At 72.0% G+C, this 24,801-nt stretch carries 20 protein-coding genes; 7 read left to right on the top strand and 13 right to left on the bottom strand.

The features are described 5' to 3' along the window. Window positions 1–24: 24 nt before the first annotated feature. From AC3EUV_RS14385 to AC3EUV_RS14395, 3 genes are all read right to left on the bottom strand, one after another. The gene (locus tag AC3EUV_RS14385; protein ID WP_435603052.1) at window positions 25–1,599 is read right to left on the bottom strand and encodes a phage tail sheath family protein; all 1,575 of its coding nucleotides are present in this window, start codon (window positions 1,597–1,599) and stop codon (window positions 25–27) included. Window positions 1,600–1,704: 105 nt separating this feature from the next. Beyond that, window positions 1,705–3,429: an eCIS core domain-containing protein gene (locus AC3EUV_RS14390; protein WP_435603053.1), complete on the bottom strand. Its 1,725-nt coding sequence runs from the start codon at window positions 3,427–3,429 to the stop codon at window positions 1,705–1,707. Window positions 3,430–3,564: 135 nt separating this feature from the next. Next, window positions 3,565–4,761, bottom strand: a complete 1,197-nt coding sequence (locus AC3EUV_RS14395) for a hypothetical protein (RefSeq protein WP_435603054.1) — start codon at window positions 4,759–4,761, stop codon at window positions 3,565–3,567. 331 nt (window positions 4,762–5,092) lie between these two features. Between AC3EUV_RS14395 and AC3EUV_RS14400 the strand changes: the two genes are divergently transcribed. Together AC3EUV_RS14400 and AC3EUV_RS14405 are read left to right on the top strand one after the other, a co-directional pair. Continuing rightward, window positions 5,093–8,062, top strand: coding sequence for an AfsR/SARP family transcriptional regulator (locus AC3EUV_RS14400; protein ID WP_435603055.1), 2,970 nt, complete (start codon window positions 5,093–5,095; stop codon window positions 8,060–8,062). Window positions 8,063–8,143: 81 nt separating this feature from the next. Further along, the gene (locus AC3EUV_RS14405) at window positions 8,144–9,496 is read left to right on the top strand and encodes an RICIN domain-containing protein (protein ID WP_432141926.1); all 1,353 of its coding nucleotides are present in this window, start codon (window positions 8,144–8,146) and stop codon (window positions 9,494–9,496) included. 52 nt (window positions 9,497–9,548) lie between these two features. On the opposite strand, the gene AC3EUV_RS14410 is transcribed toward AC3EUV_RS14405, so the two are convergent. The 5 genes from AC3EUV_RS14410 to AC3EUV_RS14430 all read right to left on the bottom strand — a co-directional run bounded on the left by AC3EUV_RS14410 (window position 9,549) and on the right by AC3EUV_RS14430 (window position 15,839). Next, the gene (locus tag AC3EUV_RS14410; RefSeq protein WP_435603056.1) at window positions 9,549–11,609 is read right to left on the bottom strand and encodes an ATP-binding protein; all 2,061 of its coding nucleotides are present in this window, start codon (window positions 11,607–11,609) and stop codon (window positions 9,549–9,551) included. After that, window positions 11,606–12,262, bottom strand: a complete 657-nt coding sequence (locus AC3EUV_RS14415; RefSeq protein ID WP_432141928.1) for a Pvc16 family protein — start codon at window positions 12,260–12,262, stop codon at window positions 11,606–11,608. The genes AC3EUV_RS14410 and AC3EUV_RS14415 overlap by 4 nt, the downstream gene beginning before the upstream one ends. 124 nt (window positions 12,263–12,386) lie before the next feature. Beyond that, entirely contained in the window at window positions 12,387–13,088 is a 702-nt protein-coding gene (locus tag AC3EUV_RS14420; RefSeq protein WP_432141929.1) for a response regulator transcription factor, read from the bottom strand. 217 nt (window positions 13,089–13,305) lie between these two features. Further along, window positions 13,306–14,841: an amino acid permease gene (locus AC3EUV_RS14425; protein WP_435603057.1), complete on the bottom strand. Its 1,536-nt coding sequence runs from the start codon at window positions 14,839–14,841 to the stop codon at window positions 13,306–13,308. Window positions 14,842–14,897: 56 nt separating this feature from the next. Then, complete coding sequence (locus AC3EUV_RS14430; protein ID WP_435603058.1) at window positions 14,898–15,839, bottom strand: hypothetical protein; 942 nt, start codon at window positions 15,837–15,839, stop codon at window positions 14,898–14,900. A 731-nt stretch (window positions 15,840–16,570) separates the two neighbouring features. On the opposite strand from AC3EUV_RS14430, the gene AC3EUV_RS14435 reads away from it, so the two are divergent. The 5 genes from AC3EUV_RS14435 to AC3EUV_RS14455 all read left to right on the top strand — a co-directional run bounded on the left by AC3EUV_RS14435 (window position 16,571) and on the right by AC3EUV_RS14455 (window position 20,911). Continuing rightward, entirely contained in the window at window positions 16,571–16,921 is a 351-nt protein-coding gene (locus tag AC3EUV_RS14435; RefSeq protein WP_435603059.1) for a hypothetical protein, read from the top strand. Window positions 16,922–17,083: 162 nt separating this feature from the next. After that, entirely contained in the window at window positions 17,084–17,539 is a 456-nt protein-coding gene (locus AC3EUV_RS14440; RefSeq protein ID WP_435603060.1) for a DUF3761 domain-containing protein, read from the top strand. A 126-nt stretch (window positions 17,540–17,665) separates the two neighbouring features. Then, on the top strand, window positions 17,666–17,893 hold the full coding sequence (locus AC3EUV_RS14445) for a hypothetical protein (RefSeq protein ID WP_435603061.1): 228 nt from the start codon (window positions 17,666–17,668) through the stop codon (window positions 17,891–17,893). Window positions 17,894–18,162: 269 nt separating this feature from the next. Next, window positions 18,163–20,382 (top strand): NADP-dependent isocitrate dehydrogenase, encoded by a 2,220-nt coding sequence (locus AC3EUV_RS14450; protein WP_435603062.1) that lies wholly within the window; start codon window positions 18,163–18,165, stop codon window positions 20,380–20,382. Window positions 20,383–20,512: 130 nt separating this feature from the next. Next, entirely contained in the window at window positions 20,513–20,911 is a 399-nt protein-coding gene (locus tag AC3EUV_RS14455) for a VOC family protein (protein ID WP_432141936.1), read from the top strand. Window positions 20,912–20,935: 24 nt separating this feature from the next. On the opposite strand, the gene AC3EUV_RS14460 is transcribed toward AC3EUV_RS14455, so the two are convergent. From AC3EUV_RS14460 to AC3EUV_RS14480, 5 genes are all read right to left on the bottom strand, one after another. After that, the gene (locus AC3EUV_RS14460) at window positions 20,936–21,634 is read right to left on the bottom strand and encodes an HAD family hydrolase (RefSeq protein ID WP_435603063.1); all 699 of its coding nucleotides are present in this window, start codon (window positions 21,632–21,634) and stop codon (window positions 20,936–20,938) included. Continuing rightward, entirely contained in the window at window positions 21,631–22,371 is a 741-nt protein-coding gene (locus AC3EUV_RS14465) for a phosphatase PAP2 family protein (RefSeq protein WP_432141938.1), read from the bottom strand. The genes AC3EUV_RS14460 and AC3EUV_RS14465 overlap by 4 nt, the downstream gene beginning before the upstream one ends. A 139-nt stretch (window positions 22,372–22,510) precedes the next feature. After that, a complete protein-coding gene (locus tag AC3EUV_RS14470) occupies window positions 22,511–23,446 on the bottom strand; it encodes a M56 family metallopeptidase (RefSeq protein WP_432141939.1) in 936 nt (311 codons plus the stop codon). A gap of 138 nt (window positions 23,447–23,584) precedes the next feature. Next, window positions 23,585–24,184: a DUF5134 domain-containing protein gene (locus tag AC3EUV_RS14475; RefSeq protein ID WP_435603064.1), complete on the bottom strand. Its 600-nt coding sequence runs from the start codon at window positions 24,182–24,184 to the stop codon at window positions 23,585–23,587. Between the two features lie 126 nt (window positions 24,185–24,310). Then, window positions 24,311–24,697: a VOC family protein gene (locus AC3EUV_RS14480; RefSeq protein WP_387246133.1), complete on the bottom strand. Its 387-nt coding sequence runs from the start codon at window positions 24,695–24,697 to the stop codon at window positions 24,311–24,313. Between the last annotated feature and the right edge of the window lie 104 nt (window positions 24,698–24,801).

Here is a 24,801-nt window from a genome sequence, read left to right on the forward strand (position 1 = left end):
CTGGGCCCGGATTCAGGTGTGTGCTTACTCCTCCAGCTCCCCGCCGCCGCCCGAGAACTGGGCCAGCCGGAAGACCACGAATTCGGCGGGCTTGACCGGCGCGATGCCGATCTCGCACACGACCCGGCCCAGGTCGACGGACTCGACGGGGTTGGTCTCCGCGTCACACTTCACATAGAACGCGTCCTCGGGGCGCTGCCCGAACAGCGCGCCCGAGCGCCACTCATTCACCAGGAACGCCGAGATGTTGCGCCGGATACGGGCCCACAGTGCCGCGTCGTTCGGCTCGAAAACCACCCACTGGGTGCCGATGAGAATCGACTCCTCCAGGTAGTTGAAGTAGCGCCGCACGTTCAGGTAGCGCCAGGCCGGGTCGGAGGCCATGGTCCGCGCGCCCCAGACCCGGATGCCGCGGCCGGGGAAGGCCCGGATGCAGTTCACGCCGACCGGGTTGAGCAGATCCTGCTCGCCGCGGGTGATCTGGAGCTCCAGGTCGACGGCGCCGCGGACGATCTCGTTGGCCGGGGCCTTGTGGACGCCGCGCTCGGAGTCGTTACGGGCCCACACGCCGGCCATGTGGCCCGACGGCGGGATGGTGCGGGTCTGGCCGGTGGCCGGGTCGAATGCCTTGATCCACGGGTAGTAGAGCGCGGCGTAGCGGGAGTCGTAGCCCGCGATCTCCTGGCGCCACTTGCGGATGTCGCGGGCGTTGAGGGCCGGCGGCGGGTCCAGGACCGCCATCCGGTCGCCCATCAGCTCGCAGTGCGAGATGAGGCCCAGCTGGACGGCCTTGACCTGCTCCAGGTCGATCAGGCCCTGCTGGTAGGCGGCCATCAGGTCGGGCACGGCCACCATGTTGACCTCGTCGAGCGCCTCCAGGCCGCCGAAGCCGGTGCGGTCGGCGGAGTCGCCGATGAACTGGCCGGAGGCGATCCGCTCGACCGCGCCGTTCCCGGCGGGCGTCGCGGGCGCGGCGGTGGGCGGGGCCAGCGCGACCTGCTGCGCGTCCGGCTTCGTCAGTTGCGCGGCCGGGGCGGCCTCTTCGATGACGATCGTCTTGGAACGCTGCTTCACCTGCGTGACGACATAGTTCCGCGAGCTCTTCTTCGCGCTGACGTCGAAGCTCTCGACGACCTTGTCGCCGTCCTTGACGTTCAGCTTGAACCGGTCGGCACCGCCCTCGCCCTCGACGTCCTGCACCTCGACGGTGAGTGCCCCGGCGGAACCGGCCGCGATCGCCGAGACCTTGAAGGCCCCGAGCGCGCTCGGCTCACCGGCGGTCAGCGCCCTGGGCGCCTCCGGGGCCGCGGCGGTCTGCTGCGCTCCGTCGTCGTCGGACCCGCCGACCCGTACGACATACGCCGCCGTGCCGCCGTTGTTGAAGAACCCGTAGACGGAGTGCGCGAGGTAGTACCCGTCCGTGAACTCGCCGAAGGCGGCCACGTACTGGGACCAGTTCGTCACCAGGGTCGGCTCATTGAGCGGACCGGTGGGAGCGAGACCGACAAAGGCCGCCACCGATGTCCCGACCCCTTCAATGGGCCGCGATCCGCTGGCGACTTCCTCGACATAGACGCCGGGGGACAGGTAGGTGGGCATCTTCTGTTACTCCCTGGATAGGCGAACCGGCCGGTTCGATTGCTTCTCGTGCGGTGTGCTGACGTGCGATGTGCTGACGATGAAAGGCAGTGCGGGCGATGAGGGTCAGGGCATCGCGTACTCGAAGGTGGAGGCGAAGGAGCTCATCGAGGTGGCGGCGATCTTGTCGCACCCCTTGTAGAACTCTTCCGCGTCGTTCGGGTCGAAGTCGTTGGCGGAGACCAGCTGAGCGAGTGCCTGGTATTCGTTGATCGCCCGCTTCTTGAAGTCCCCGTCGCTCTGGTCCACGTCCGTATCGCGGTGGAATTGCGAGTCCTTGGAGCCGCCGGTGGCGGAGTTCCCCTTGGCCTTGGCGAAGATGGCGTACCGGTTGAGGGCCTCGTGCAGTGTGCCGGCCTCGCCGGTGACGACCTGGTTGAAGGCGGCGATCGCCACGGTCGGGTTGGCGGCGGCCCGGCGGAATTCGGCGCCCTGAATGATGGCGACCACCTTGGTGCAGTATTTGCGGCCGTCCTCGCTCATGCCATCGAAGTCATATCCCGGCTCGGTCAGGGCCCGGATGAAATGCTTGGCGAGTTCCTTGTCGGACAGGCCGCTGCTGTTCGCGGCGCGTTCGAAGAGCGCGTCGTACTCGCCTTCCTGGGGGCCGCCCAGGACGAAGTTTCCGGTATGGCCGATGGAGTAGGCGTTGCCGGTCGGCTTGTGCTTGAACGGGTTCACCATCTTCTGGCGGTCGCGGAACCCGTCGAGATCCTGTTCCGTCCCGCGCAGCGACAGCCGCCGGCGGACCTCGGCGAGGCGGTGGATCTGCTCGGTCTCGGAGATCTTCGCCCCCGCGTGCTCCGGATTCGAGGCACCGGTCTTGATGGCGGTGGGGACCACCGGAGGAAGGTGAGCCGCCGCTGCCGCGCGGACCCGCTTCTCGGCGAAGTCCAGGAGATCCTCGTACGAGCCGTACCGCCCGAAGTCCTGCTCCTCGCCCGCCATCTTGACGAGTTCGTTGCGGATCTTGGTTTTGAAGTCGTCGTCCCAGCGGGCATGGCGCGCCTTGCCCTTGGCGATCAGCGCTTCGACGGGAAGGACATCGTCAGCGGTCTGAACGGTCTTGTTCGCGATTTTGAACGTCCGCTGCACGGGATGATGCCCGCCCGCGGTGCCGTGGGCCGGGGCGGGCGCGGGGTCGGCCGTCCGCTGCACCTCTGCCGACAGCACCCGGCTCGCGGTGGCCTCCGCCTCCCGCTCGAACCGGTCGGACGGATCGCTCACCTTCGTCCCGTCGCCGCGGTCGGTGCCCGCGACCGGGCCGTTGCGCTGCTGGATGACGTGGGTCAGTTCATGCGCCAGCATGTGGCGGCCCGACGCGGAGGAGGCGTCGTAGCGGCCGCGCTGGAAGACGATGTGCGAACCGGAGGTGTACGCATGGGCCTGGACGGCCTCGGCCGACTCATGGGCGGAGGCGTCGGTGTGCACCCGCACGTCGGAGAAGTCCGCGCCCAGGCGGGTCTCCATGTCGGCGCGGACCGGCTCGTCGAGGGGGCGGCCGGGCGCGCGCAGGACATCGTGGACGGCCGAGCGCTGCACGGCGGGCGGTGCGCCGTGTCCGCAGCCGGGGCCGTGCCGGTGCTGCTCCTGCCCGGCCAGGGCAGCCGAGAACGCCGCGTTGCCCACGGCCCGTTGGAGGGCGGCGGCCGCCTCCGGCGTGAGCCGCTCCGCCTCGCCGGCCGCCGTCTGACGGGCCGCGTCGGAGGCCGGGGAGGGCGTCATACGGGCGGGCTGCGCCGCCGCCGGGCGTGCGTTCCCCGAGCCCGGCTGCCGATCCTGTGCCCGCACGTCGTTCCTCCCCCATCACCCTGCTGATCACTACGGGCCGTCTCTGCGCCCTACGTTTTCAACCCTGGCGGACGGGCGGCCCCGGCTGTAGAGACGAACGGGCGCCGTCGGGGGCAGAGCGCACTGCCCGTTCGGTCACGTGGGCGGCGCCGTCCGTGCTGCGTACGCCAGGTTCTGGGCGCGGATGACGGTGTCGAAGGACTGGTCGCTCCCGGCCCGGCCGTACAGCGCGAAATAGCCGAGGGACTTGCCGTGCTGCACTGCGCTGGTGCGGTCGGCGGCGGCCTCGTACGTGAGGGTGTCGGAGCCGTCGCGGAGGATGACGGCGGCGAAGTGGTTCGCCCAGCCGTCCGGGGCCGCTGCGGTCAGGTCGACGTAGTGGTTCTCACCGACGGCGGGTGCGTCACGCCGCACGCTGAGCCCGCCGTCCGCCGGCCTGCCGATGAGCTGGGCCGCCGCTGCCTGGCAGTCATTGGGGAGCGTGATGAGCAGCTCCTGCACCTGGGCCTCCTGGTTCTCCACGGCGGGCAGGCAGGCGAGGAACTCGGAGGTCAGGCCCGGCATGAGGACGGCGAGGTCGGTCAGCCCCTCCCGGCCCGCGCGCTCCGGGTAGGGGAAATGCGCGGCGACCCAGCCACCGCCCATCGTGGCCACCGCCAGCTTCATGGCCTCGGCCCGCAGCCCGTCGACGGTGGAGCTGCGCGGTTCGGTCCGTGCCTGGCGCGCCGCCACGATGCGCCGGGTGAGGGCCACGAGCTGCCGGACTTCCGGGGGGTCGGTCAGGGACCGCAGGTAGGCCGCACGCTTGTCGTCGCGCTGGGCCCCGGTGTCCCCGCGTACGGGCTCATGGCCGGCTCCCTCCGGATTGCGGCCCGCGGCCCGTACGGCGGCCTCCGCCCTGGCCGCGTCCTTGTAGACGGGCAGCACCCGGTACAGGGTGCGCTCACCGACCTGCACCGCCGCCCCGCGCTCCAGGGTGATCGGCACCCGGTCCTGGGAATCGAGGCTGTGCGCGGCGGCGGCGATCATGTCCGCGTCGGCGTATGCCTCCTGCCGGCCCCGGAGGGCGATACCGCCCTGTGTGGAGACCTTGTCGAAGCCGTGCGCGGCCTCTCCCTCCGCGTACCGCTGCACCTGCTGTGGCTCTCTTGCCTGCTCCGGGGCCAGCGCGCGGGCGACCGCCGCATTGCCCGCGGTCCGTTGAAGGGTGCGCAGCGCATCCGGCCCATGGGTGGACAGAGCCGATGCGGGGGTGCGGGGGCGCTCGGGTCCTCGGGTCGCGGTGCGCGGCGCCGATTCCCCTCCCGTGGCCCGCCGTTCGTGTGCGTGCACGAGGGCTCCGTTCTGGCGGCCGGTGATTCGTTGGTCCGTGGGCCGTCCTGAGGGGCCCGTCGCCCGACCCAGGTGGCCCCACGCCGATTTTCGGCCGCAGCGCCGGTCGTCTCCAGAGGCGGAAGGGGAGCCGAACGGGCAGCACGTTTGCCCTGCCGGACATCGATGTGCAGTGGGAACGCTGGTGAGGGCCGGTGAGAAGCCCCGATGGCCGGAGAAAAAGGGGGGAATGGGCGTTGGGTCAATATCAGACGTTTTCCTGGAATCGGGGTCCGCGCGCTGGGCTACGTTTGGTACGGCCGGTACATCAGTGCTGGTCCGAAGGGGTGGCGTGGCAGGTCGACAGGGGCAGGGGAGCGAGCTGGCGGTGCACTGCGACGCGAACGAGCCGTCCTGCGCGAAGCGGGCGGGCAGCCCGGACCGGGCCGGCCGGCTGCGGTTTCAGGTGCTCGGCCCGGTGCGGGCCTGGCGCGGAGACCGTCCGCTGCCGCTCGGCCCGCCACAGCAGCGCGCCGTCCTGGCGATGCTGCTGCTGCACGCCGGACGGCCGGTGTCCGTACCGCAGTTGGTGGACGCGCTGTGGGACGAGCGGCCGCCGCCGCGGGCGGTGGGCACCGTCCGGACGTATATCTCCCGGCTGCGCGGCCTGTTGGAGCCGGAGCGTGCGCCCCGGCAGCACGCACAGCTGCTGGTGTCGTCGGGCGGCGGCTACGCATTACGGGTCCCCGGCGCGGCGCTGGACGCGGCCGGCTTCGAGGAGCGGCTGGGCACCGCCCGCCGGTTGCGGGGTGCGGGCGACACCGCGGGCGCGTATGAGCAGCTGAGGGGTGCGCTGGCGCTCCCGGAGGGGGTGGCGCTGGCCGGACTGCCCGGACCGTACGCACAGCGGCAGCGCGACCGGCTCACCGAACTGTGCGTCACCGCCCAGGAGGAACTCTTCGACTGCGGGCTGGAGTCGGGCGGGCAGACCGGTCCGCCGGGCCCCTCGATAGCCGGACTGCGGGCCTTCGCCGCCGAGCATCCCCTACGGGAACGCACCCAGGCCCTGCTGATGCTGGCCCTGCACCGCGCGGGCCGCCGGGCGGAGGCCCTCGCGGTCTACGCGGCCACCCGCCGCACCCTCGACGCCGAACTCGGCACCGGGCCGGGGGCTCAACTCCGGGCGGCCTACGAGGAGTTGCGGGAGCGGCCCAAGGGGTATGGGCGTGGGGGCGGGGCTGGGATCGGTCCTGGGACCGGGTCTGGGGCCGGGTCTGGGGCCGGGCATGTTTCCGGTCCCGACGGCGACCGCGCCCGTCCCGACGACAGCCGTGACCACCGCCCCCGCCCACCCCACCCCACCCCGAACGCCTCGTCCATCGCCCCGCCCTCGCCCATACCGGCTCAGCTCCCGCCCGACATCGCCGACTTCACGGGGCGTACGGAGGCCGTCGGACACCTGGTCTCGGCGCTGCGCGGGGCGGCCGGTGGGCGGGCGCCGGTGGTGGCCACGCTCAGTGGGCTCGGCGGAGTCGGCAAGACCGCGCTCGCGCTGCATGTGGCGCATGCCGTACGGGCCCGCTTCCCCGACGGGCAGCTGTATGTGGACCTGAAGGGCACCGGCCGTGCTCCGGCGGACAGCGGAGCCGTGCTGACGCACTTCCTGCGCGCGCTCGGTGTCGCGGAGGGCGCCGTACCGGACGGGCTGGAGCAGAAGTCCGCCCTGTACCGCTCGCTGATCGCCGGCCGCAGGGTCCTCGTACTCCTCGACAACGCCCGCGACAGCGCACAGGTGCGGCCGCTGCTGCCCGGGGCGGCGGGGTGCGCGGTGCTGGTCACCGGCCGGGCGCGGACGCTCGCGCTGCCCGGCGCCGGCCGGGTCGACGTGGAGGTGATGGACGAAGCGGAGGCGCTGGGGCTGCTCGGCGCGATCGTGGGGACGGAGCGGGCGGCCGCCGAGCCCGCGGCCGCCCGCGAACTGGTCGCCGCCTGCGGCGGGTTGCCGCTCGCCGTACGCATCGCCGCCGCCCGACTGGCGTCCCGGCCGGCCTGGGCCCTGGCCGACCTCGTGGCCCGGCTGAGCGAGCGGCGGCGGCTGGACGAGCTGCGGGTGGGCGACCTGGGCGTGGCAGCGACCTTCCGGGCCGGCTACGAGGCGCTCGGCCCCGGCCTTGCCCATGCCTTCCGGGCCCTCGCCCTGGGCAGCATGCCGACTTTCTGCCGGGCTGCCGCGGCCGCACTGCTGGACACCACCGACGACGCGGCGGAGGCGGCGGTCGAGGCGCTGGTCGACGCCGGGCTCGTGGAGGCGCACGGCGACGACGGCTACCGCTACCACGATCTGGTCGGGCTGTTCGCCCGGCGGCTCGGCGAACGCCAGGACAGTCCTGCCGAGCGGGAGGCGGCACGGCACCGCTTCTTCGACCACGTACGGGCCACCGTCCTGACCGCGGCGCGGCTGATCAGGCCGTCCTGCGCCGCGCCGGATCTGCGAAGCCGTCCTGACAGCCCTGACAGCCCTGACAGCCCTGACAGCCCTGACAGCCCTGACAGCCCTGACCGCCCGGGCCGTGCGCTCGCCGATGCCGACGCCGCGCGCGCGTGGCTGCACGCTGCGCACCCGCGGCTGTACGCGGCCGTGGAGCGGGCCCTGGACGCGACCCCCGGACTGCTGGGCCCCACCGTGGAGCTCCTCACCGCCTGGTCGTATGCGCTCCGGAACACCGGGCGCCACCACGCGCTCGAACCGCTGATCCGCCGCGCCCTGGACACCGCCCGGCGGCACGGCGACCACATGGCCGCGGCGCGTGCCCGGCGTTTGCTCCGGGTTCCGCGGGCCCGCACCGGGACGTACGGACAGGCGGTGTGCGCACTGCCGGAGAGCCTGCGGCCGGTCCCTGCGCCCCTGCTCAGTGCCAAGGACGCACACGAACTGGCCCTCGTGCTCGCGGCGAGAAGCCCGGAACACACCGGGCGGGGGCGGAAGTCGGCGGTCCCTCGCCGGCAGGCGCTGACCTGGGCCCGGCGCGCTTGCGGCGCACCGGGCGGGGGCGGCCGGGCGGGGGCGGCTCCGGAGTGTGCGGCGCGGGCCGTCAACATCGAACGGGAGCTGGGCGGTGCCTTCTCCCGGGGGCGGTCGCGCGCCGCCCGTGACCGTGCGGTGCCGAGGCCCGATGAGTCCGGCCGGGGCCCGCCCCGCCCCGCTCTCGGCCCGGGTGGTGCCGGCACGGTGCCGCGCGGCCGAGGTGGCGAACGGTGTCCGGCTGCTGCACGGCCTCCCAGGGGTGGCCGGCGGGGCGGATTGCGGTGCAAGGAGCCATAAGGACATCCCACTCTGCCCCCGGCTCTGCCCTTCCGCACGCTGACCCGGACCCGGCGCAGCCGGTTGACTGCACTGGTGAGCATGTGGACTTCACTGGAACCGGCTTCGATCACCGTCGACCCCGGTTCCGTCGCGAGGGTAAGGCTGCGGGTACGCAACACGGGCGACACCGTGGAGGAGTACCGGCTGCGGCCGGCCGGCGACGCAGCGGGCTGGACACGGGTGGAGCCGGATGTGCTGCGGCTGTATCCCGGTGCCGAGGGCACGGCGCAGGTCGAGTTCGCGCCTCCGCGTACGCCGGACGCCGTAGCGGGGCCGACGCCGTTCGGCATCCGCGTCGAGCCGACGGAGCACCCGGAGATCCGTGATGTCGTCGAGGGACAGCTCACGGTGGGGCCGTTCTCCGAACTCCGCTGCGAACTCGTCCCGTTGACCGTACGCGGCCGCTGGCGCACCAAGGCCGCGGTCGCCGTCGACAACCTCGGCAACCAGCCGCTGACGGTGTCCCTCTCCGGCCGCGAGAACGGTGACGCCCTCACCGTCGAGCCCGAGCCGACATCGGTCCAGGTCGCGCCGGGCCGGGCCGCCTTCACCCGCGTCAATATCCGGCCGGGCACAGTGAGCTGGGTCGGCGGGGTCAACAAGCACCCGTTCACCGTCTCCGTGCAGCGTGCCGGAGTCCCGGAGCCGACCGAGCTGCACGGCACCTACCTCCAGCCGTCCGTGCTGCCGCGCTGGGCGATGGCGGTGCTGTCGCTGCTGCTCGTGGCGGCGATCGCCTTCGTGGCCCTGTGGTTCAGAGCCGCGCCCAAGCTGACCTCCAGCGCGCGGGAGAAGGCCGGCGCGTCCCACAAGCTGCCGCAGAAGGAAGAGAAGCCGACCGCGCCGGCCCCGTCCAAGGAGCCGGAGGAGAAGCCCGAGGAGAAGCCGGAGGAACAGCCCGAGGAGCCGGCCGGCGGCGACGAACCGAAGGACGAGGGGCCGGCGCAGCAGACCATCAAGTCCGGCGCCAACGGTGGCTGGTACCTCCAGGCCAACGGGGGCGGTCAGGAGGACGGCACGCAGATCGGCCAGAGCCCCACATGGACGGAGGATCAGTTCGGCCGCAACCAGTGGTGGATCATCCACCACTACCCCGAGGACAACACGGTCTCCCTGGAGCCGGGCAGTTCCCCGGGCGGCGTTGCCCAGCTGAAGCCGAACACCAACGAGGTCGAGCTCATGAAGGCCGACCCGGAGCAACTGGCCTCGGGCCAGCTGCCGCCCCATCAGAAGTGGCGGCTGGTGGACACGGGCAACGGCCTCACCCGCATCGTCAACGTGAGCAACGACGAATGCCTGACCGACATGCAGAACGACAAGGGCGCGGTGTCCGGCAAGTGTGCCGACGGGCCCTTCGACCGGCAGGACTGGAAGATCGCCGAAGGGCAGTGACGCGGGCCGGGGCCGGCGGGCATCCCGCCGGGCCCCGGCCGCACCCGGACCCTCAGTCCCACAACGGCGAAGCGTCCGGCACCAGCCGCCCCATCTTGCGGTACTCGCGCCGGGCCCCGGCCCGGACGTCCTCGGCCGACACCGCCTCGCCGCGCCCCGCCGCGAGATAGCCCGCGGTCACCGCGGCCGACCGGATCGCCCCGCCGGACAGCTCGTACTCCTTGGCGCAGACATCGAGAGCGAGGTCGTCCGCGCAGGGGGTGGCCGCCAGACAGGAACGCCACAGGGCGATCCGCTGCTCGGCGTCCGGGAACGGGAAGTCGACCACCAGATCCAGCCGCCGGGTGAACGCCTCGTCGATGTTGGCCCGCAGATTGGTGGTCAGGACGGCGATCCCGTCGAACGCCTCCAGCCGCTGGAGCAGATACGCGCTCTCCAGATTCGCGTACCGGTCGTGTGAGCTCTTGACCTCCGAGCGTTTGCCGAAGACGGCGTCCGCCTCGTCGAAGAGCAGCACGGCATCGGTGCGGTCGGCCTCGGAGAAGATCCGCTCCAGGTTCTTCTCGGTCTCCCCGATGTACTTGTCCACCACCGCGGACAGCTCCACCACATAGAGGTCCAGGCCCAGTTCTCCGGCCACGACCTCCGCGGAGAGCGTCTTTCCGGTGCCGGATTCCCCGGCGAACAGGGCCACCACGCCTCTGCCGCGCCCGCCACCGGTACGCAGCCGCCACTCGCCCAGCACCTTCTCCCGGTGCCGCGCCCGCTGCACCAGTTCGTGCAGCAGCGTCAGCGGTTCGGGCGGCAGGACGAGCCCGTCGAAGCCGACGGCGGGCCGGACACGGCGGGCGTGCCGGTCCAGCAGCGGCGCGGACTGCTGACGCGCGCTGTGCTGGACATGGGCGGCGGTCACCGGCGTTCCGTCGAAGGCGGCGAGAGCGGTGGCCGCACGGGCCGCCCGGCGGATCTGCGCGGCACCCAGCCGGTACGGCGCCACGGCCGCGGCCAGGTCGAAGCCCTCGTCCACGACGCCGAGTTCGGTGCTCCAGACCTCGCCCGCCGCCGCCCCGGCGTCCGGTGCGTCCAGCGCGAACAGCCCGGAATCCGGGGCCCAGCCCGGGTCGTACGGCTCGCTCCCGAAGAAGACCACCGGCACGTCCCGGCCCGCCAGCGCCCGGACGAGCCCGTCCGGCCGCTCCGGCAGCGGCCCGACAACGACCGCGGCCCGCCGAAGCCGGGCCTCCCGCAGCAGCGCGCCCGTGAGGCCCGTCCCGTCGCCGCGGTGGCCGTCCGGCCGGTAGCGCAGCACCGGCAGACCGGCGTGCCGCAGCCCGTCGGTCACCGGTCCGGCGGCGGTACCGGGCCTTTGCTCCCGCAGATGTACGGCGAGCGGCCGCTCCCTCGCGAGGACGGCGAGCCGCCCGGCGAACGTCTCGACCCCGGTGCGGGCATCGCGTCCCGTACGGCCGGCGGCCGGCCGTTCCGCCGTCAGCAACTCCACCTCACCCGCGCCGAGTTCCGGATCGAGACCGTCGTCCCCCAGCAGGTGGGCCACCACCCGCTCCGGCACCCGCAGCGCCCGCCCCGGCAGCGGCCGGTCCTCGTCCTCGATGACGAGCAGCCCACCGGCCGGCAGCGGCGCGGCGGGGTGGAAGCGGGCGCGGGCTCCGGGCTCGTACGGGCCGGTGCCCGCGAGATCCAGCGCCAGCGCGACCGTGGCCCGGCGCCGCCCGACATCGTCGTTGAGGTAGCCGTACAGCGGCTCGAAGCCCCGGTCCACATCGGGCGCCAGCGCGGCCAGGAGGATATGCAGGTCCAGGGCCGACAGCCCGAACCGCCCGGCGAGCGCGACCGATCGGTCGGATGACTCGTCAGCCGGCTCGCCCGTGGACGCCTGATCCGTCGCAGATGTCTCCGGCTGAGCCTCGATCGGCGGCCGCGCGGCCAGCCGTCGGGCCGTCTCCGGGGTCACATACAGGCCGCGCAGCGGGTCCGCAGCCGTGGGATCGTCGGCGCTGCGCCGCTCGACCAGCCCGGCCACCCGCTCCCGCAGCCCCGCCAGCCGGGTCAGCAGGGTGCCGCCGGGGGTGTCGCCCGCCGTGGTGCCCGTCACCGTTCCTCCCCGCTGGCCTGCGCGGGCGAGGCACCCGGAGCGGACCGGAGCATCCGAGGCTGGGAGTCGCCGGGGACACCGTCGATTCCGCGGACGACCGTGACCGCGCCCTCCGTGACCGGCGGCGCCACCTCGTACGACGGCGAGACCGGGAAGGGCACGGTGACCACCACGTCGAGGGACGGCTTGAGTTCGCCGCCGAGTGCCGACCAGATGTCGGCGATCGAGCGGGACTCGGGCGGGGGCACGGCGACGGTGAGCGGAATACTCACCTCCAGCCCGCGGAGCGCGTCCGGCAGCGCGGCCGCCGGCAGGATCTCGTGCGAGAGCAGGCACCCCAGCGTGGCGGACAGCAGCCGGTGTTCGTCCTCCGGGCGGGTGGTCCATGCCGTGACCAGGTAGGACAGCCGGAACCAGCGGTTCGGCTGACGCCGGCGCACGACCACCCCGGCGGCGTCCCGTTCCGCGATCGTGCCGCGCTCGCGGCGGGCGACGTCCTCGCGGATGTCGTAGAGATACGCATTGAGCGTGGGGGCGTTGCGCCGCGCCGCCCAGTCGCGGGTCGGCGCCTCGAACGCGACGTCTCCGGTGCCGTCCGGCAACACCCCGCCGCGCAGCACCCGCCGGATCGCCTCATCGACTTCGTGCATCATGCGCGTTCCCCCGCCCGGCGGTCCGCCGCTCCCTGTGCCCACTCCGTCACCGCTGTACCCCTTGCTCTTGCACTCGCACCTGTCCCCGCGTCCGCGCCCGTATCCGTGCCTGCTGCCGTCCCCATCAGATGTAGCCCTCCCGCAGCGCGTAGGCGACGGCGTGTGCGCGGTTGTGCAGCTGGAGCCGCGTCATCAGGGCGTGCAGGATGTTCTTGACGGTGCGTTCGGAGTAGGCCAACTTTTCGGAGATCTGCCGGGTGTCCAGCCCCTCGGCGATCAGCCGCAGCACATCGACCTCGCGCGGCGCCATCCCGAGCGTCGGTACGAACCCGACGGAGGGCGAGGTCGCCACCGACCGCCGCAGCTGCCCCACCTGGGTGAGCAGCGTGCTGATCAGGTCCGGCGGCAGGTCGCCCTCGCCGCGCGCCGCGCTCTGTACCGCCCGCAACAGCCGCTGCGGGGTGGCCTGATGACGCCACAGGATGGCCCGTACGCCGTACTCCACGGCCGTCATCAGCTCCGGCTCGCGCAGATCCCGGGCGATGAGCACGACGCGCTGCTCGCCGCCCCGTACGAGCCGTCTCAGTTCGGCCGCGGCCAGATCGTCGAACCGGTCGATGGGCATGATCGCCACGGTCCCGACCGCTTCCCCGCCGTTGTCTTTCGCTCTGCCACGTTCCGCCTGCTCCGTCCGCTCCCTGACCGCCGTTCCGGTCTGGTTCTGGACAAGCTCGACGGTGGGCTGGTGCTGGAGGTGACTGACGACTCCGGCCCGACTGAGCGGGTCGGCGGCGTGCACTGTCACCGTGACACGTGTATCCGGCACTTATGTTCCTCGTCTCGCCCCCGATTTACCGATACCCGCAAGCGTGAGTGAAGGCAATCAACAAACGTTTACCGGGCAATCAACGCCAGAAGCGGACCCTTCGGCGTCGGGGCGAGGAGGGGCAGGGCCACCGCAGCACCGTGACGACAACGGGGCTTGCCGTGGCCGGGGGCAACGCGCGACGGGAGCGCGCGCCACCCCCGTGGCCGGCGGCCGCCTAGTGCGAGGTGGAGGCCGTTCGCTCCGGCGGTGCGGTCTGCGACGGGTTGCTGCGCGGGTGCTGCGGGTTGAGGAACCACTTGCGGGCGGAGACCAGCCACCAGGTGCCGGCGAAGATCAGCACCGCACCCACGGTGAGGGGCGCGTAGTTGAACGTCTCCATGGTCACCGGGCTCAGCTGCGGCAGCATGAACAGCACGGTGATGATCGCGACCCAGCCGACCGCGATCACGCCCACCGGCTTCGACCAGCGGCCCAGGTGCCAGGGGCCGCGCCGGAAGTTCTCGCCCTGCCGCAGCCGCAGCAGGGTGGGCACCACGTAGGCGATGTAGAGGCCGATCGTCGCGATGGAGGTGACGGCCGCGTACGCGGTCGTGTTGAACAGGTACGGCAGACCGAGGACGAACGCACCGCCCGCGGCGAGCCACACCGCGTTGGTCGGGGTGCGGGTCCCCGGGTGGAGCTTGTGCCAGACGGCGGAGAAGGGCAGCGCCCCGTCGCGGGAGAAGGCGTAGATCATGCGGGAGTTCGCGGTCACCGACGCCATCCCGCAGAACAGCTGGGCGCCGATGATGACGAGCAGCATCAGCTTGCCGGTGGTCGCGCCGAGCGCGTCCAGGAAGATCTGGGCCGGCGGCACACCGGTGTCCGACTCCAGAGCGCCGTTGTAGGACTGGATGGCGAAGGTCAGCCCGAAGAGCAGCACGAATCCGGCGGCCCAGGACACCACGATCGAGCGGACGATGCCCTTCGGCCCCTCCACCGAGGCGTTCTTCGTCTCCTCCGTCATATGGGCGGACGCGTCATAGCCGGTGAAGGTGTACTGCGCCATCAGCAGACCGATGAGCGCGACATAGACCGCCGAGCCCCAGCCGGTGTTGTTGACGAACTCGGTGAAGACGAAGGCGGGGGACTGGTGCTTGTCGGGAATGATCAGCAGGGCGCCGACGATGACCACGACGCCGATCAGATGCCACCACACCGAGACGGTGTTGAAGAAGCCGACGACGCGCACCCGGAAGGTGTTCACCACGGCGTGCAGCAGAAGGATCACACCGAAGAGCGTGATCGTGTGGACGGGGGTGGCGGCATAGTCGAACTGGAGGTTCAGATAGGCGTTGAGGAAAGACGCGGCGCCGAAGTCGATGCCCGCGGTCACGGCCACCTGGCCGAGCGTGTTGAACCAGCCGGTGAACCATGCCCAGGCCGGAGCGGAGCGCTGCGGAGCGAGCTTGTGCGCCCAGAAGTAGAGGCCGGCGGAGGTCGGATAGGAGGAGCAGACCTCGGCCATGGCCAGGCCCACGAAGAGGGTCATCAGGCCGACGAGCACCCAGCCCCACATGATCAGGGCCGGCCCGCCGGTGTTCATCCCGAAGCCGTACATGGTCAGGCAGCCGGACAGGATGCTGATGATGGTGAAGGAGACCGCGAAATTCTGCCGCCCGGACATCGAGCGGTCCAGTGTCTGGGCGATGCCCAGTTCGGCGAGGCGCTCCTCCTCCGTCTGCGTGACGCTTGGAATCTCCAGTGGCATGGCTGGGACCTCTCCTGTTGGTGGCGCAGTGACGTGCGGAACAACCTCGGCCGGGGCTACGGCGCGGACCCCTTGACCGCCCATTTCCGATGCCGGGCGAAGAGCTGCTGGGCATCTCCGCAATAGCTCCACGGCACATCCGTGGCGTACGGGCCGATGGAGTCGAACACCTCGGCCGCCGCCCGGTGCTGATTCGCGAAGGACATCGCATGGGCCAGGTAGTTGGCGTCCTCATGGAAGGCCGCGTGCGGCATGGAAGGGGCCCGGTACGTCCACCAGTTCACCCACGCCTGCTGGGTCGACGGGTTGTCCGTCCACGGGTGGACCGTCAGGCCGTACCGGTGTCCTTCCTTCTTCATCCGCATCCGGTGCGACTCGGCGAGCGCGACCAGCGGCAGGACGTGCAACGGCATACCGCGGGGGACATGGGCGCATCGCTCCTGCGCCCAGTGGAACATCTCACCGGCCACGCCGTGCTGGTCGGGGAACATGTACGTGAGCAGCTCGTGGTGCGCCTCCCGGTTCCACGGGTCGCGTTCCTCGACCTCCTGCCACACGGTGTGCACCGTCTCCCGCCACTGCCGGTCGCGTGGGGGAGAGTGGAAGCGCAGCAGGGCGAGCATGACGACATAGGGCGTCGGATCGGCCGGCAGGGCATCACCGGCGGCATGGCAGGTCTCCCAGGCCTGTTCCATGTCCGGCCCGCTGCCCTGTCCCCGTGGGCCGGCCATCGACCGCAGCGCCAGAACGGTGGCGAGCAGGGCCAGCGCGTGCGGAGAACGGGGTTCGGCCTGGGCCCAGGTGTCGGCGAAGGTGAGCCGGGCCCCCGCACGGGCGAGCACCTGGAGGCGGAAGATCCGGCGGTCCCAGTCGGCGCCGGTCGCGGTCAGCAGTTCACGTGCGCCTTCCCACCTGCCCATCGCGGCGTCCTCCACCACCGCGCGCAACCGGGTGTCGTCCCGCGCCGGATGCCGGTCGAATGCCGGTTGACGTCTCACGGCTGCCCCGTCGACGTTCTCTCGGGTGCGGGGAACAGTTCCTCACCCTGCGCAGGACGGTGCGCGAGGGGGTGATCAACAGGCACTTGTCAGGCCTCCGGGTGGGCGTCCGTTGTGACGGACGCCGACGTAGGGGGAGCGCGTCGCGCTGAGCGAACGACCATGGGGCCGGCCGGGCCCGTATGCCCGGCGGCCTTGACGGGCGGGGCGGTGGGGGCGTCGGGCGAGGCGGTGTGGCACCGGTTCCGCGCCGCTGGTGAGAGGGCTGCCCGGACCTCGTGGGGGTCCGGGGGCGAGGGCTGCGAGCCCCGGATCCGGCCCCTGCTGCGGGGCTGTCTCGTGCGCAGGCGACAGCCCGGTACGACCTTGAGGGGCAATCACCGCAATCTCCTGTACGTGGCATGCATGTACTGCGCAAGCGGACTGTCAACTTCGGTCATGAGGTGCTGACTTGAGTAAGAAGACTATTCACTGATGCACGCCTGCGCACATTGCTTCGGCGATAAAAGCTCATGTGATGGAGCTGCCGGCCGAACGCCGCCGGGCGGGTGCCGGTACTTCCCCGGGTGTCCACCGGCCCGCGCCCGAGGACGAGTTGACGGCCCCGGCCCCGCGCTCCGGTCACCCGCCCCCTCGTTTCGGTCACGACATCGTCACAGGTTCTTCACTTCATCTATTTCGATGTTCAACAACTCGATACTCTCCCGGTTCCAGACACCTTGGGGGGAACCATGACCTATCAGCAGCCTCCCTCCCAGCCCGGACAACAGCCGCCGAACCAGTACGGGATGTATGCACCGCTCCCGCCGAAGAAGATGAGCACCGGCGCCAAGATCGGCATCGGCTGCGGCGGCGCCTTCGGTGCCCTCGTCCTGCTCGGCATCATCGGCGCCGCGATCGGCGGCGACTCCGGAACGCCGGCCGAGAAGCCCGCCAAGGCCGTCGCCGCACCGGCCCCGGAGCGTGCGAAGGAGAAGGCGGAACCGGCCGAAGCCAAGCCGGAGAAGAAGCCGGAGAAGCCGGCGAAGAAGGCGGAGACGAAGCCCGAGCCGGCTCCCAAGTCGCCGGCCGACAACTTCTGACCGCTGGCGCGAACGGGAGGGCCGTACCGCAGGCCGCGGAGCGGCGCGGCCTCCCTCGCACCGACACCACCTGTCTCCCCGGTTCCGGCCGGGCGGCGGCTCGCGACCGTGGGCAGGGCCATGCATGCAGGGGAGCATGCAGTCGCACGACAGGGGGGCCACATGACCGGGAACCAACGGCCGATGTCGCCGGAAGAGAAGAAGAACGCCCGGCTCGGCTGCGCGGTCATCGCCGTTTTCGTGCTGCTGGTCGGCGGATGCGTCAACCTGATGGACGGCGGCGAGGACTCGAAGTCGTCCGCCGGCAGCTCGGTCTCCGACGCGTCCGGTGCGTCCGATGCGTCTGACGCGGCCGGGTCCGCAGACGATGACGAAGCCCCTGAGCCCACGGACGATCCGGCCGGGGACGACGCTTCCGGCACCTTCGGCTCGTCCAGCTCCTCCGGCTCGTCCAGCTCCTCAGGTGGTTCGACGACTGGCGGCCAGGAGCGGGCCCAGGCCCCGGCAGGCGCCTCCGCGCGGTGCAACGACGGGACCTACAGCTACAGCGCGCACCGGCGGGGCACATGCAGCCACCATCACGGGGTCGCGGTCTGGCTGCGGAGCCTGCCGGTCTGAACGGGCGGCCGGCCCGGGAGCGATGGGGCGTAAGGGGCGCGGGGCGCGCGGGGCGCCCGGCCGTGCAACCTTCGGCGGCATTGGGCGGTCTTCACGACACCATCACGGATGCCAGGGGGATTGATCATGTCGTACTCGCCGCAGCCCGCGCCCGCCGCTCAGCAGCCCCACCTGTTCGTGCCCCCGCCGGCCGAGCGGCCGCCGGTGACCCAGCGCTACGGGCTCAAGATCGCGGTGGGTGCCGGGTGCGCTCTCGTCGTCCTCGCGCTCGCCGTCACCGTCGGCGGCAGCAAGAAGGACGGGGCGAAGCCCGCCCCCACCGTCACGGTCACCGTCGCGTCCAAGGCCGGCTGACAAACCGGCGCCCACGGGGGAGCCATCAGGTAGCCGAGCCGCCCCCGTCCGGGCGCCCGGCCACCCGGGTGCCGGCCCGTACGGGGTGACCCGTGCCCCGCGCACGGGATGACCCGTGCCCCGCGACTGCCCGCGACCGGTTTTCACCGGTCGCGGCAGGTCGGAACCATTTCCTCCAGTTTTGCCCGGGGCGGGGTCCTGTCGAGACGGGGCGGCTCACGAGATATCTTGATGTCGAGCAATGTTGCAGACGTGGAGCGGAGCACCCGGTGACTGACTCGACCATCATTTACACCCACACTGACGAGGCCCCGGCCCTGGCGACGTATTCGTTCTTGCCTGTGATCCAGGCATACGCGTCGACGGCCGGCGTCAGCGTGGAGACCCGTGACATCTCGCTGGCCGGTCGCATCATCGCGAGCTTCCCCGAGTACCTGGAGGAGGGCCAGCGCATCGATGACGCCCTCGCCGAGCTCGGTGAGCTGGCGAAGACTCCCGAGGCCAACATCATCAAGCTGCCGAACATCTCGGCCTCGATCCCGCAGCTGAAGGCGGCCGTCGCCGAGCTTCAGGAGCAGGGCTACGCGCTGCCGGCTTACCCGGACGACCCGAAGACCGACGAGGAGCGCGACATCCGCGCCCGCTACGACAAGGTCAAGGGCAGCGCCGTCAACCCGGTCCTGCGTGAGGGCAACTCCGACCGCCGGGCGCCGGCGTCGGTCAAGAACTACGCCAAGTCCAACCCGCACCGCATGGGCGCCTGGACGGCCGACTCGAAGACGAACGTCGCCACCATGGGCGTCGACGACTTCCGCTCCACCGAGAAGTCCACGGTCATCGGCCAGGACGGCACGCTGCGCATCGAGCTGTCGGGCGACGACGGCTCCACCACCGTCCTGCGCGAGTCGGTCCCGGTCCTCGCGGGCGAGGTCGTCGACGCGTCCGTGATGCGGGTGGCCGCGCTGCGCGAGTTCCTCACGGCGCAGGTCGCCCGGGCCAAGGCGGAGGGTGTGCTGTTCTCGGTGCACCTGAAGGCCACGATGATGAAGGTCTCCGACCCGATCATCTTCGGCCACGTGGTCCGCGCCTTCTTCCCGAAGACGTTCGCCCAGTACGGCGAGTCCCTCGCGGCCGCCGGCCTGACCCCGAACGATGGCCTCGGCGGCATCTACAAGGGCCTGGAGTCGCTGGTCGACGGCGCCGAGATCAAGGCGTCCTTCGATGCCGAGCTCGCCGAGGGCCCGGAGCTCGCCATGGTCGACTCCGACCGCGGCATCAGCAACCTGCACGTGCCGAGCGATGTCATCGTCGACGCCTCCATGCCGGCCATGATCCGCACCTCCGGTCACATGTGGGGCCCGGACGGCGCCGAGGCCGACACCCTCGCGGTCCTCCCCGACAGCAGCTACGCCGGCATCTACCAGGCCGTCCTCGACGACTGCCGCGCCCATGGCGCCTACGACCCGTCCACCATGGGCTCGGTCCCGAACGTCGGCCTCATGGCGCAGAAGGCCGAGGAGTACGGCAGCCACGACAAGACCTTCGAGATCCCGGTCACCGGTACCGTCCGGGTCCTCGACGAGAGCGGTAACGCCGTCCTGGAGCAGGTCGTCGGCGCCGGCGACATCTTCCGGATGTGCCAGACCAAGGACGCGCCGATCCGCGACTGGGTCAAGCTCGCCGTCACCCGCGCCCGTGCGACCGGCGACCCGGCGGTCTTCTGGCTCGACGCCGGCCGTGCGCACGACGCCCAGCTCATCGAGAAGGTCAAGACCTACCTCGCCGAGCACGACACCGACGGTCTCCAGCTGGAGATCATGTCGCCGGTCGACGCGATCACGTTCTCCCTGGAGCGGATCCGCCGCGGCGAGGACACGATCTCGGTCACCGGCAATGTGCTGCGTGACTACCTGACCGACCTGTTCCCGATCCTGGAGCTGGGCACCAGCGCCAAGATGCTCTCGGTCGTCCCGCTGATGAACGGCGGCGGCCTGTTCGAGACCGGCGCCGGCGGCTCCGCGCCCAAGCACGTCCAGCAGCTGGTCAAGGAGAACTACCTGCGCTGGGACAGCCTGGGTGAGTTCCTGGCCCTCGCGGTCAGCTTCGAGCACCTCGCGCAGAAGACCGGCAACGCGCGCGCCCAGGTGCTCGCCGACACCCTCGACCGCGCCACCGGCAGCTTCCTCAACGAGAACAAGTCGCCCAGCCGCAAGCTCGGCGGCATCGACAACCGCGGCAGCCACTTCTACCTCGCGCTCTACTGGGCGCAGGAGCTGGCCAAGCAGACCGACGATGCTCAGCTCGCGGAGGCGTTCGCGGCCCTCGCCGAGACGCTGACCGAGCAGGAGCAGACCATCGTCGACGAGCTGATCGCGGTGCAGGGCTCGCCGGCCGACATCGGCGGCTACTACCAGCCCGTCGTGGCGAAGGCCGATGCGGTCATGCGTCCGTCGAAGACCCTCAACCAGGCGCTGGCGAACCTCGGCTGACCCGACAGCTGCGCACGCCCCTTCCGCCCCGGCCGGTATCCCACCGGCCGGGGCGGTGCCGTCTCCGGCGGCGGCCCGGGACGGGGTAGCGTCACCGTGCACGGTCCGCACTTTCCGCACGGGGGTATCGATGGAACTTGCCCAAGTCCGCCTGCTCGTCTCGGACTTCCACGGCTGCTACCGCTTCTACCGGGACACCCTGGGGCTCACCCCGCAGTTCGCGGCCCCGGACGGGCCGTATGCCAAGTTCACCTGCGACGACGGCACCGCGGGCATCGCGCTTCAGGAGCGCGCCCAGATGGCCCGGGTCCTCGGCGAGCTGGCGGGCGCGCCGGACGGCTACCGGTCCCTGGTCGTCCTCCGGGTCGATGACCTCGACGCCTACTGCGCGGAACTGACCGGCCGCGGCGCCGTCCTCGCGCACGGCCCGGCGCCGATGACGGACCGGATGCGGGTCGCCCACCTCAAGGACCCCGACGGGAACCTCGTCGAGCTCCAGGAATGGCTGACACTGCGGTCCACCGGCTGACCGCCGCCTCGGCCCGTCCGGCGCTCAGCCCACCAGGTCCAGCACCGGCCGCAGCCCGTCCGGGCGCCGGTCCACCGGCAGATGGTCCACCGGCAGGAACGAGCAGCCCAGCGCCGTGGCGCCGCCGTCCGCCGTGCGGTCGTCGCCCACCATCAGGACGGTGGCCGGATCCAGCCCCAACTCCCGGCAGGCCAGGGCGAAGAGCTGTGGATCCGGCTTCTGGATGCCGTGCTCGTAGGACAGCACACAGGTGTCCAGATAGCGGTCCAGGCCATGGTCGCGGAGCACCGGCCGCAGATCCCAGCCGATGTTGCTCACCACGCCGGTCCGGACGCCGCGGTGGTGCAGTTCCGCCAGCACCTCGGCGGCGTCGGGGTACGGCTGCCAGGCCGCCGCCGTCATATGGCGGTCGTAGAGCGCGTCGTACAACTCGGGCTCGGGCAGCGGCACTTGGCGTGCCAGGCCGGTGTACACCGCGCGGTGGTGGCGGGCGTCGCGGTCCCGGATCTCCCACAAGCCGGCCAGCGCGGCGGGGATCTCGACGGGTGCGGAAGCGCCGGGCAGCGCACCGGCCCGTTCCAGCGCGGCCGCCCGGCCGGCGATCTCGGTGGCGGTCATGGCCGTACCGCACGCAGCCAGCGCCGCCCGCAGCCAGGACTCGGCGGGTTCGATCCGCAGCAGGGTCCCGGAGAAGTCGAAGAGCACACCCTTGATGGTTGTCATGACCGCTTTCCTGCCCACCGCGCGGCGCCGTTCCCCACCCGGGGCGCATACCCGGTGTACGCCGCTGCCGCCGCGGCCACCAGCGCCCCGCCCAGCAGCCAGCCCCCGACGACGTCCGACAGCCAGTGCACGCCCAGATATACCCGGGTGAAGCCGACGCCGACCACCGAGACCACGGCCACCGCCCCGGCCGTCCACCGCCACAGCGAACGGGCCCCGCACCGGCACAGCAACCACAGCACCAGCGCGCCCGCGATCAGTGCGGACATCGCGTGTCCCGACGGGAACGCCGCGTAATGCGCCGCGTCCACCGGGTCCGGCCAGACCGGGCGGTCCCGGCCGACCACCGCCTTCAGCACCTGCTGTAGCCCCGTCCCGACGAGCGCGGTGGCCGCCACCCAGCCGCCGAGCAGCCGTTCACCCCGCCGTACGAGCAGCACCACCGCCGCCACCAGCACCACGCGCATCATCCAGGGGTCCCACAGCCAGTCGCTGAGCACCCGGTTGAGGCGGGTCCAGCCGGGCGCCGCGACGGCCGTCCGGTGCAGCGCACCGGCCAGCGCCCGGTCCACCGCCATCAACGGTTCCCACCGCAGGGCGACCAGGGTCAGCAGCAGACCGAAGACGAGCGCGCAGAGAACGGCGTACGGGAGGGCCGGAACACGCGAGGCGGGTACGGGACGGCGGTCGTCGTCCACGGCGGACGACCGGACGGTGGGGCGCGGCGTCGGTGGCATACCCCGATCCTCGCCGATACCCGGCGCCCGGAGCCACGCCGACCCACCGGCCAACGGCATCGGGGCCCGGACACCGGCCACCGCCACCGGGCCCCGGTCGCTGGCCACCGGCCGCCGACCCTCGGCCACCGGCCGGCGGTCAGGCCAAAGCCCTCAGCCCGGGAATGAAGGTCACCAGCAGCGGAATCGCCGGTACCAGCGCCGCCACCGCGGTCATCCGCAGCCGGCGGGCGGGGCTGAAGCGGGGGGCGGGGGCCAGCAGCCGGTCCACCCGCTCCGGTACCTGGGCGAGCTGGGCCGGGCAGGGGCCGAACACCCCGCGGTCCTCGTTGAGTTCGACCAGGGCCAGGGCGATCGTCCGCCGGCCGAAGCGGCGCGAGGCCACATCGTCGGCGGCCAGCTCGACCAGCCGGTGCACCTGGTCGCGGAACGCGGCGAAGACCGGGACCTGCGGAAAACCGGCGGCCAGCGCCGAGGCGCAGTACAGCAGGAGATCGTGCCGGGCCCGCGCATGGCCCTGCTCATGGGCGATCAGCGCATCGAGCTGATGCCCCTTCAGCCGGCGCAACGCCGAGGTGGTGATGACCAGTTGGGGTGAGGCGTGGGACAGCCACCAAGCCTCCGGGCGGTCCCCTTCCAGGACGACCAGACGCTCCCCGGAAGGCTCCTCGCCGGGCAACAACGGCGCGCGGCGCAGCAGCTCGGCCCGCCGCTGCCGCCGACGGGCGCGTACCGCCCGTACCTCCCGAGTCAGTGCCACGGCCGTCCAGGCGCCGCCGCCCGCCAGGAGCAGAGCCAGCACCCCGGCCCAGGGCCCGTGCGTCTGGAGCGCATACGCCTCGACGACGACCCGCGGGGCGAATCCGAACACCGGGCTGCGAACGGCTTCCCAGGCGGCGGCCGCGCTCAGCGACATCGCGAGCAGACAGCACAGCAGAACGCCGGCCACCACGCACTGCCACACCCACAGGGCGAGCACCGGCTCACGGTCGGGCCAGTCGGAACGGGCCATCAGCCGTGGCGCCATTGCCGCGGCCAGCACGCCGAGCATCATCAGCGCGAGAGGGACCATCATGCCGTCACCCTATGAGCGCACGACTACCCGTTGGTACGGCCGCGCGACGGAAGTGATGCATGCCACCCCTGCGACAGCTGTGCACGGTCAACGGGCGCACGTCCGGCGCCGAACCGGGTGGCAGTGCATCGCCGCAGCTCACAGCGCCAGCAGCATCGCCAGCATGCCGATCCCCATCGCCACCCGGCAGGCCGGCAGCACGCCGGCGCCCGCCACCGCCACCGCCCCGCCCGCCATCCCCTTCCCGGCCTCCGCACCCGTCGCCGGCACCAGCCGCACCCCGGCCGCGAGGACATACCCGGTGAAGTAGACGAGCAACAGCCCCGTCAGCAACGGCACACCGCCCGGCACCGAGTGGGCCATCGGGCCCGGCCCGCCCGCCTGGCCCATCTGCGCCATCTGACCTATCTGCCCTGCGTGGCCTGCCTGTTGAGACGCCGGGACGACCATCGCGAGTGCCATGTACGCCATGGCCAGCGCGCCCACCGCATGATGCAGATGGCGGTGCGCCAGCGCCCACAGGCCCGCCGCCCCGAAAACCGCGGTGAACAGCCACGACGACCATGACGGCGGCGCCACCGGCCAGGCCATCGCCGCCATCCCCAGCGCCATCAGCCCCTCACCGCGCGCCTCGCCCTGCTGCGCGGCCGGTCCACTGCGCGCCCGCACCAGGCAGTACGCGCCGGCGGCGGCCCCCAGCAGCACCAGCAGCCAGCCGACCCACACCGGTCCGTGCACGGAGCACCTCCCCTCGTACCCGTACGCATCGGGGGCAGGATGCCCGCCGGGCGCCCGGCACACGGGAGCGCACGGGCGCAAAGGGGGAGCGCGGTGGTGGAGTGCCACCAGGGCACAAATACGGGCTCAGGGCCGATAGCGCAGCGGATGGTCCGCCGGGACCTCGGTCAGCACGAGGCGGTGGCCGTCCGGGTCGGCGATCCACATCTCGATCAGCCCCCACGGCTCCTGCACGGGCGCGCGCAGCACCTCCACCCCGTGCGCCAGCAGCTCCTGGTGCGCCGCCGCGGCGTCCGCCACCTGGAGCCACAGCTTGAGGGTCTCCGTGGGCGGCCCGGCGGCCCGGCCGGACACCTCCAGGAAGCCGCCGCCGAGGAAGTAGACCGTGCCGCGCTCGGAGCCGGTACCGAATTCCCGGTAGATCTCCAGCCCCAGCGCCTCGCCGTAGAACGCCCGCGACCGCTCGGGGTCGGCCGGCCGCAACAGCACCCTGCTGCTCAGTACATGCACCATGCCCGGACCTTACGCCGCCCGCCCCGCGCGGCCGGGCACCCGCCGCCGGAAGGCCGGGACAATCGGCCCTGACATCGCACACCTGCCGGTTGTTAGCCTCCAGG

Source organism: Streptomyces sp. bgisy130, from assembly GCF_057708345.1.

What these genes read in the sequence shown, in the direction of transcription:
- AC3EUV_RS14385 (WP_435603052.1), bottom strand. Translation starts at nt 1,599, where the DNA reads ATGCCCACCTACCTGTCCCCCGGCGTCTATGTCGAGGAAGTCGCCAGC.
- AC3EUV_RS14405 (WP_432141926.1), top strand. Translation starts at nt 8,144, where the DNA reads ATGTGGACTTCACTGGAACCGGCTTCGATCACCGTCGACCCCGGTTCC.
- AC3EUV_RS14415 (WP_432141928.1), bottom strand. Translation starts at nt 12,262, where the DNA reads ATGATGCACGAAGTCGATGAGGCGATCCGGCGGGTGCTGCGCGGCGGG.
- AC3EUV_RS14425 (WP_435603057.1), bottom strand. Translation starts at nt 14,841, where the DNA reads ATGCCACTGGAGATTCCAAGCGTCACGCAGACGGAGGAGGAGCGCCTC.
- AC3EUV_RS14435 (WP_435603059.1), top strand. Translation starts at nt 16,571, where the DNA reads ATGACCTATCAGCAGCCTCCCTCCCAGCCCGGACAACAGCCGCCGAAC.
- AC3EUV_RS14440 (WP_435603060.1), top strand. Translation starts at nt 17,084, where the DNA reads ATGACCGGGAACCAACGGCCGATGTCGCCGGAAGAGAAGAAGAACGCC.
- AC3EUV_RS14445 (WP_435603061.1), top strand. Translation starts at nt 17,666, where the DNA reads ATGTCGTACTCGCCGCAGCCCGCGCCCGCCGCTCAGCAGCCCCACCTG.
- AC3EUV_RS14455 (WP_432141936.1), top strand. Translation starts at nt 20,513, where the DNA reads ATGGAACTTGCCCAAGTCCGCCTGCTCGTCTCGGACTTCCACGGCTGC.
- AC3EUV_RS14460 (WP_435603063.1), bottom strand. Translation starts at nt 21,634, where the DNA reads ATGACAACCATCAAGGGTGTGCTCTTCGACTTCTCCGGGACCCTGCTG.
- AC3EUV_RS14465 (WP_432141938.1), bottom strand. Translation starts at nt 22,371, where the DNA reads ATGCCACCGACGCCGCGCCCCACCGTCCGGTCGTCCGCCGTGGACGAC.
- AC3EUV_RS14470 (WP_432141939.1), bottom strand. Translation starts at nt 23,446, where the DNA reads ATGATGGTCCCTCTCGCGCTGATGATGCTCGGCGTGCTGGCCGCGGCA.
- AC3EUV_RS14480 (WP_387246133.1), bottom strand. Translation starts at nt 24,697, where the DNA reads ATGGTGCATGTACTGAGCAGCAGGGTGCTGTTGCGGCCGGCCGACCCC.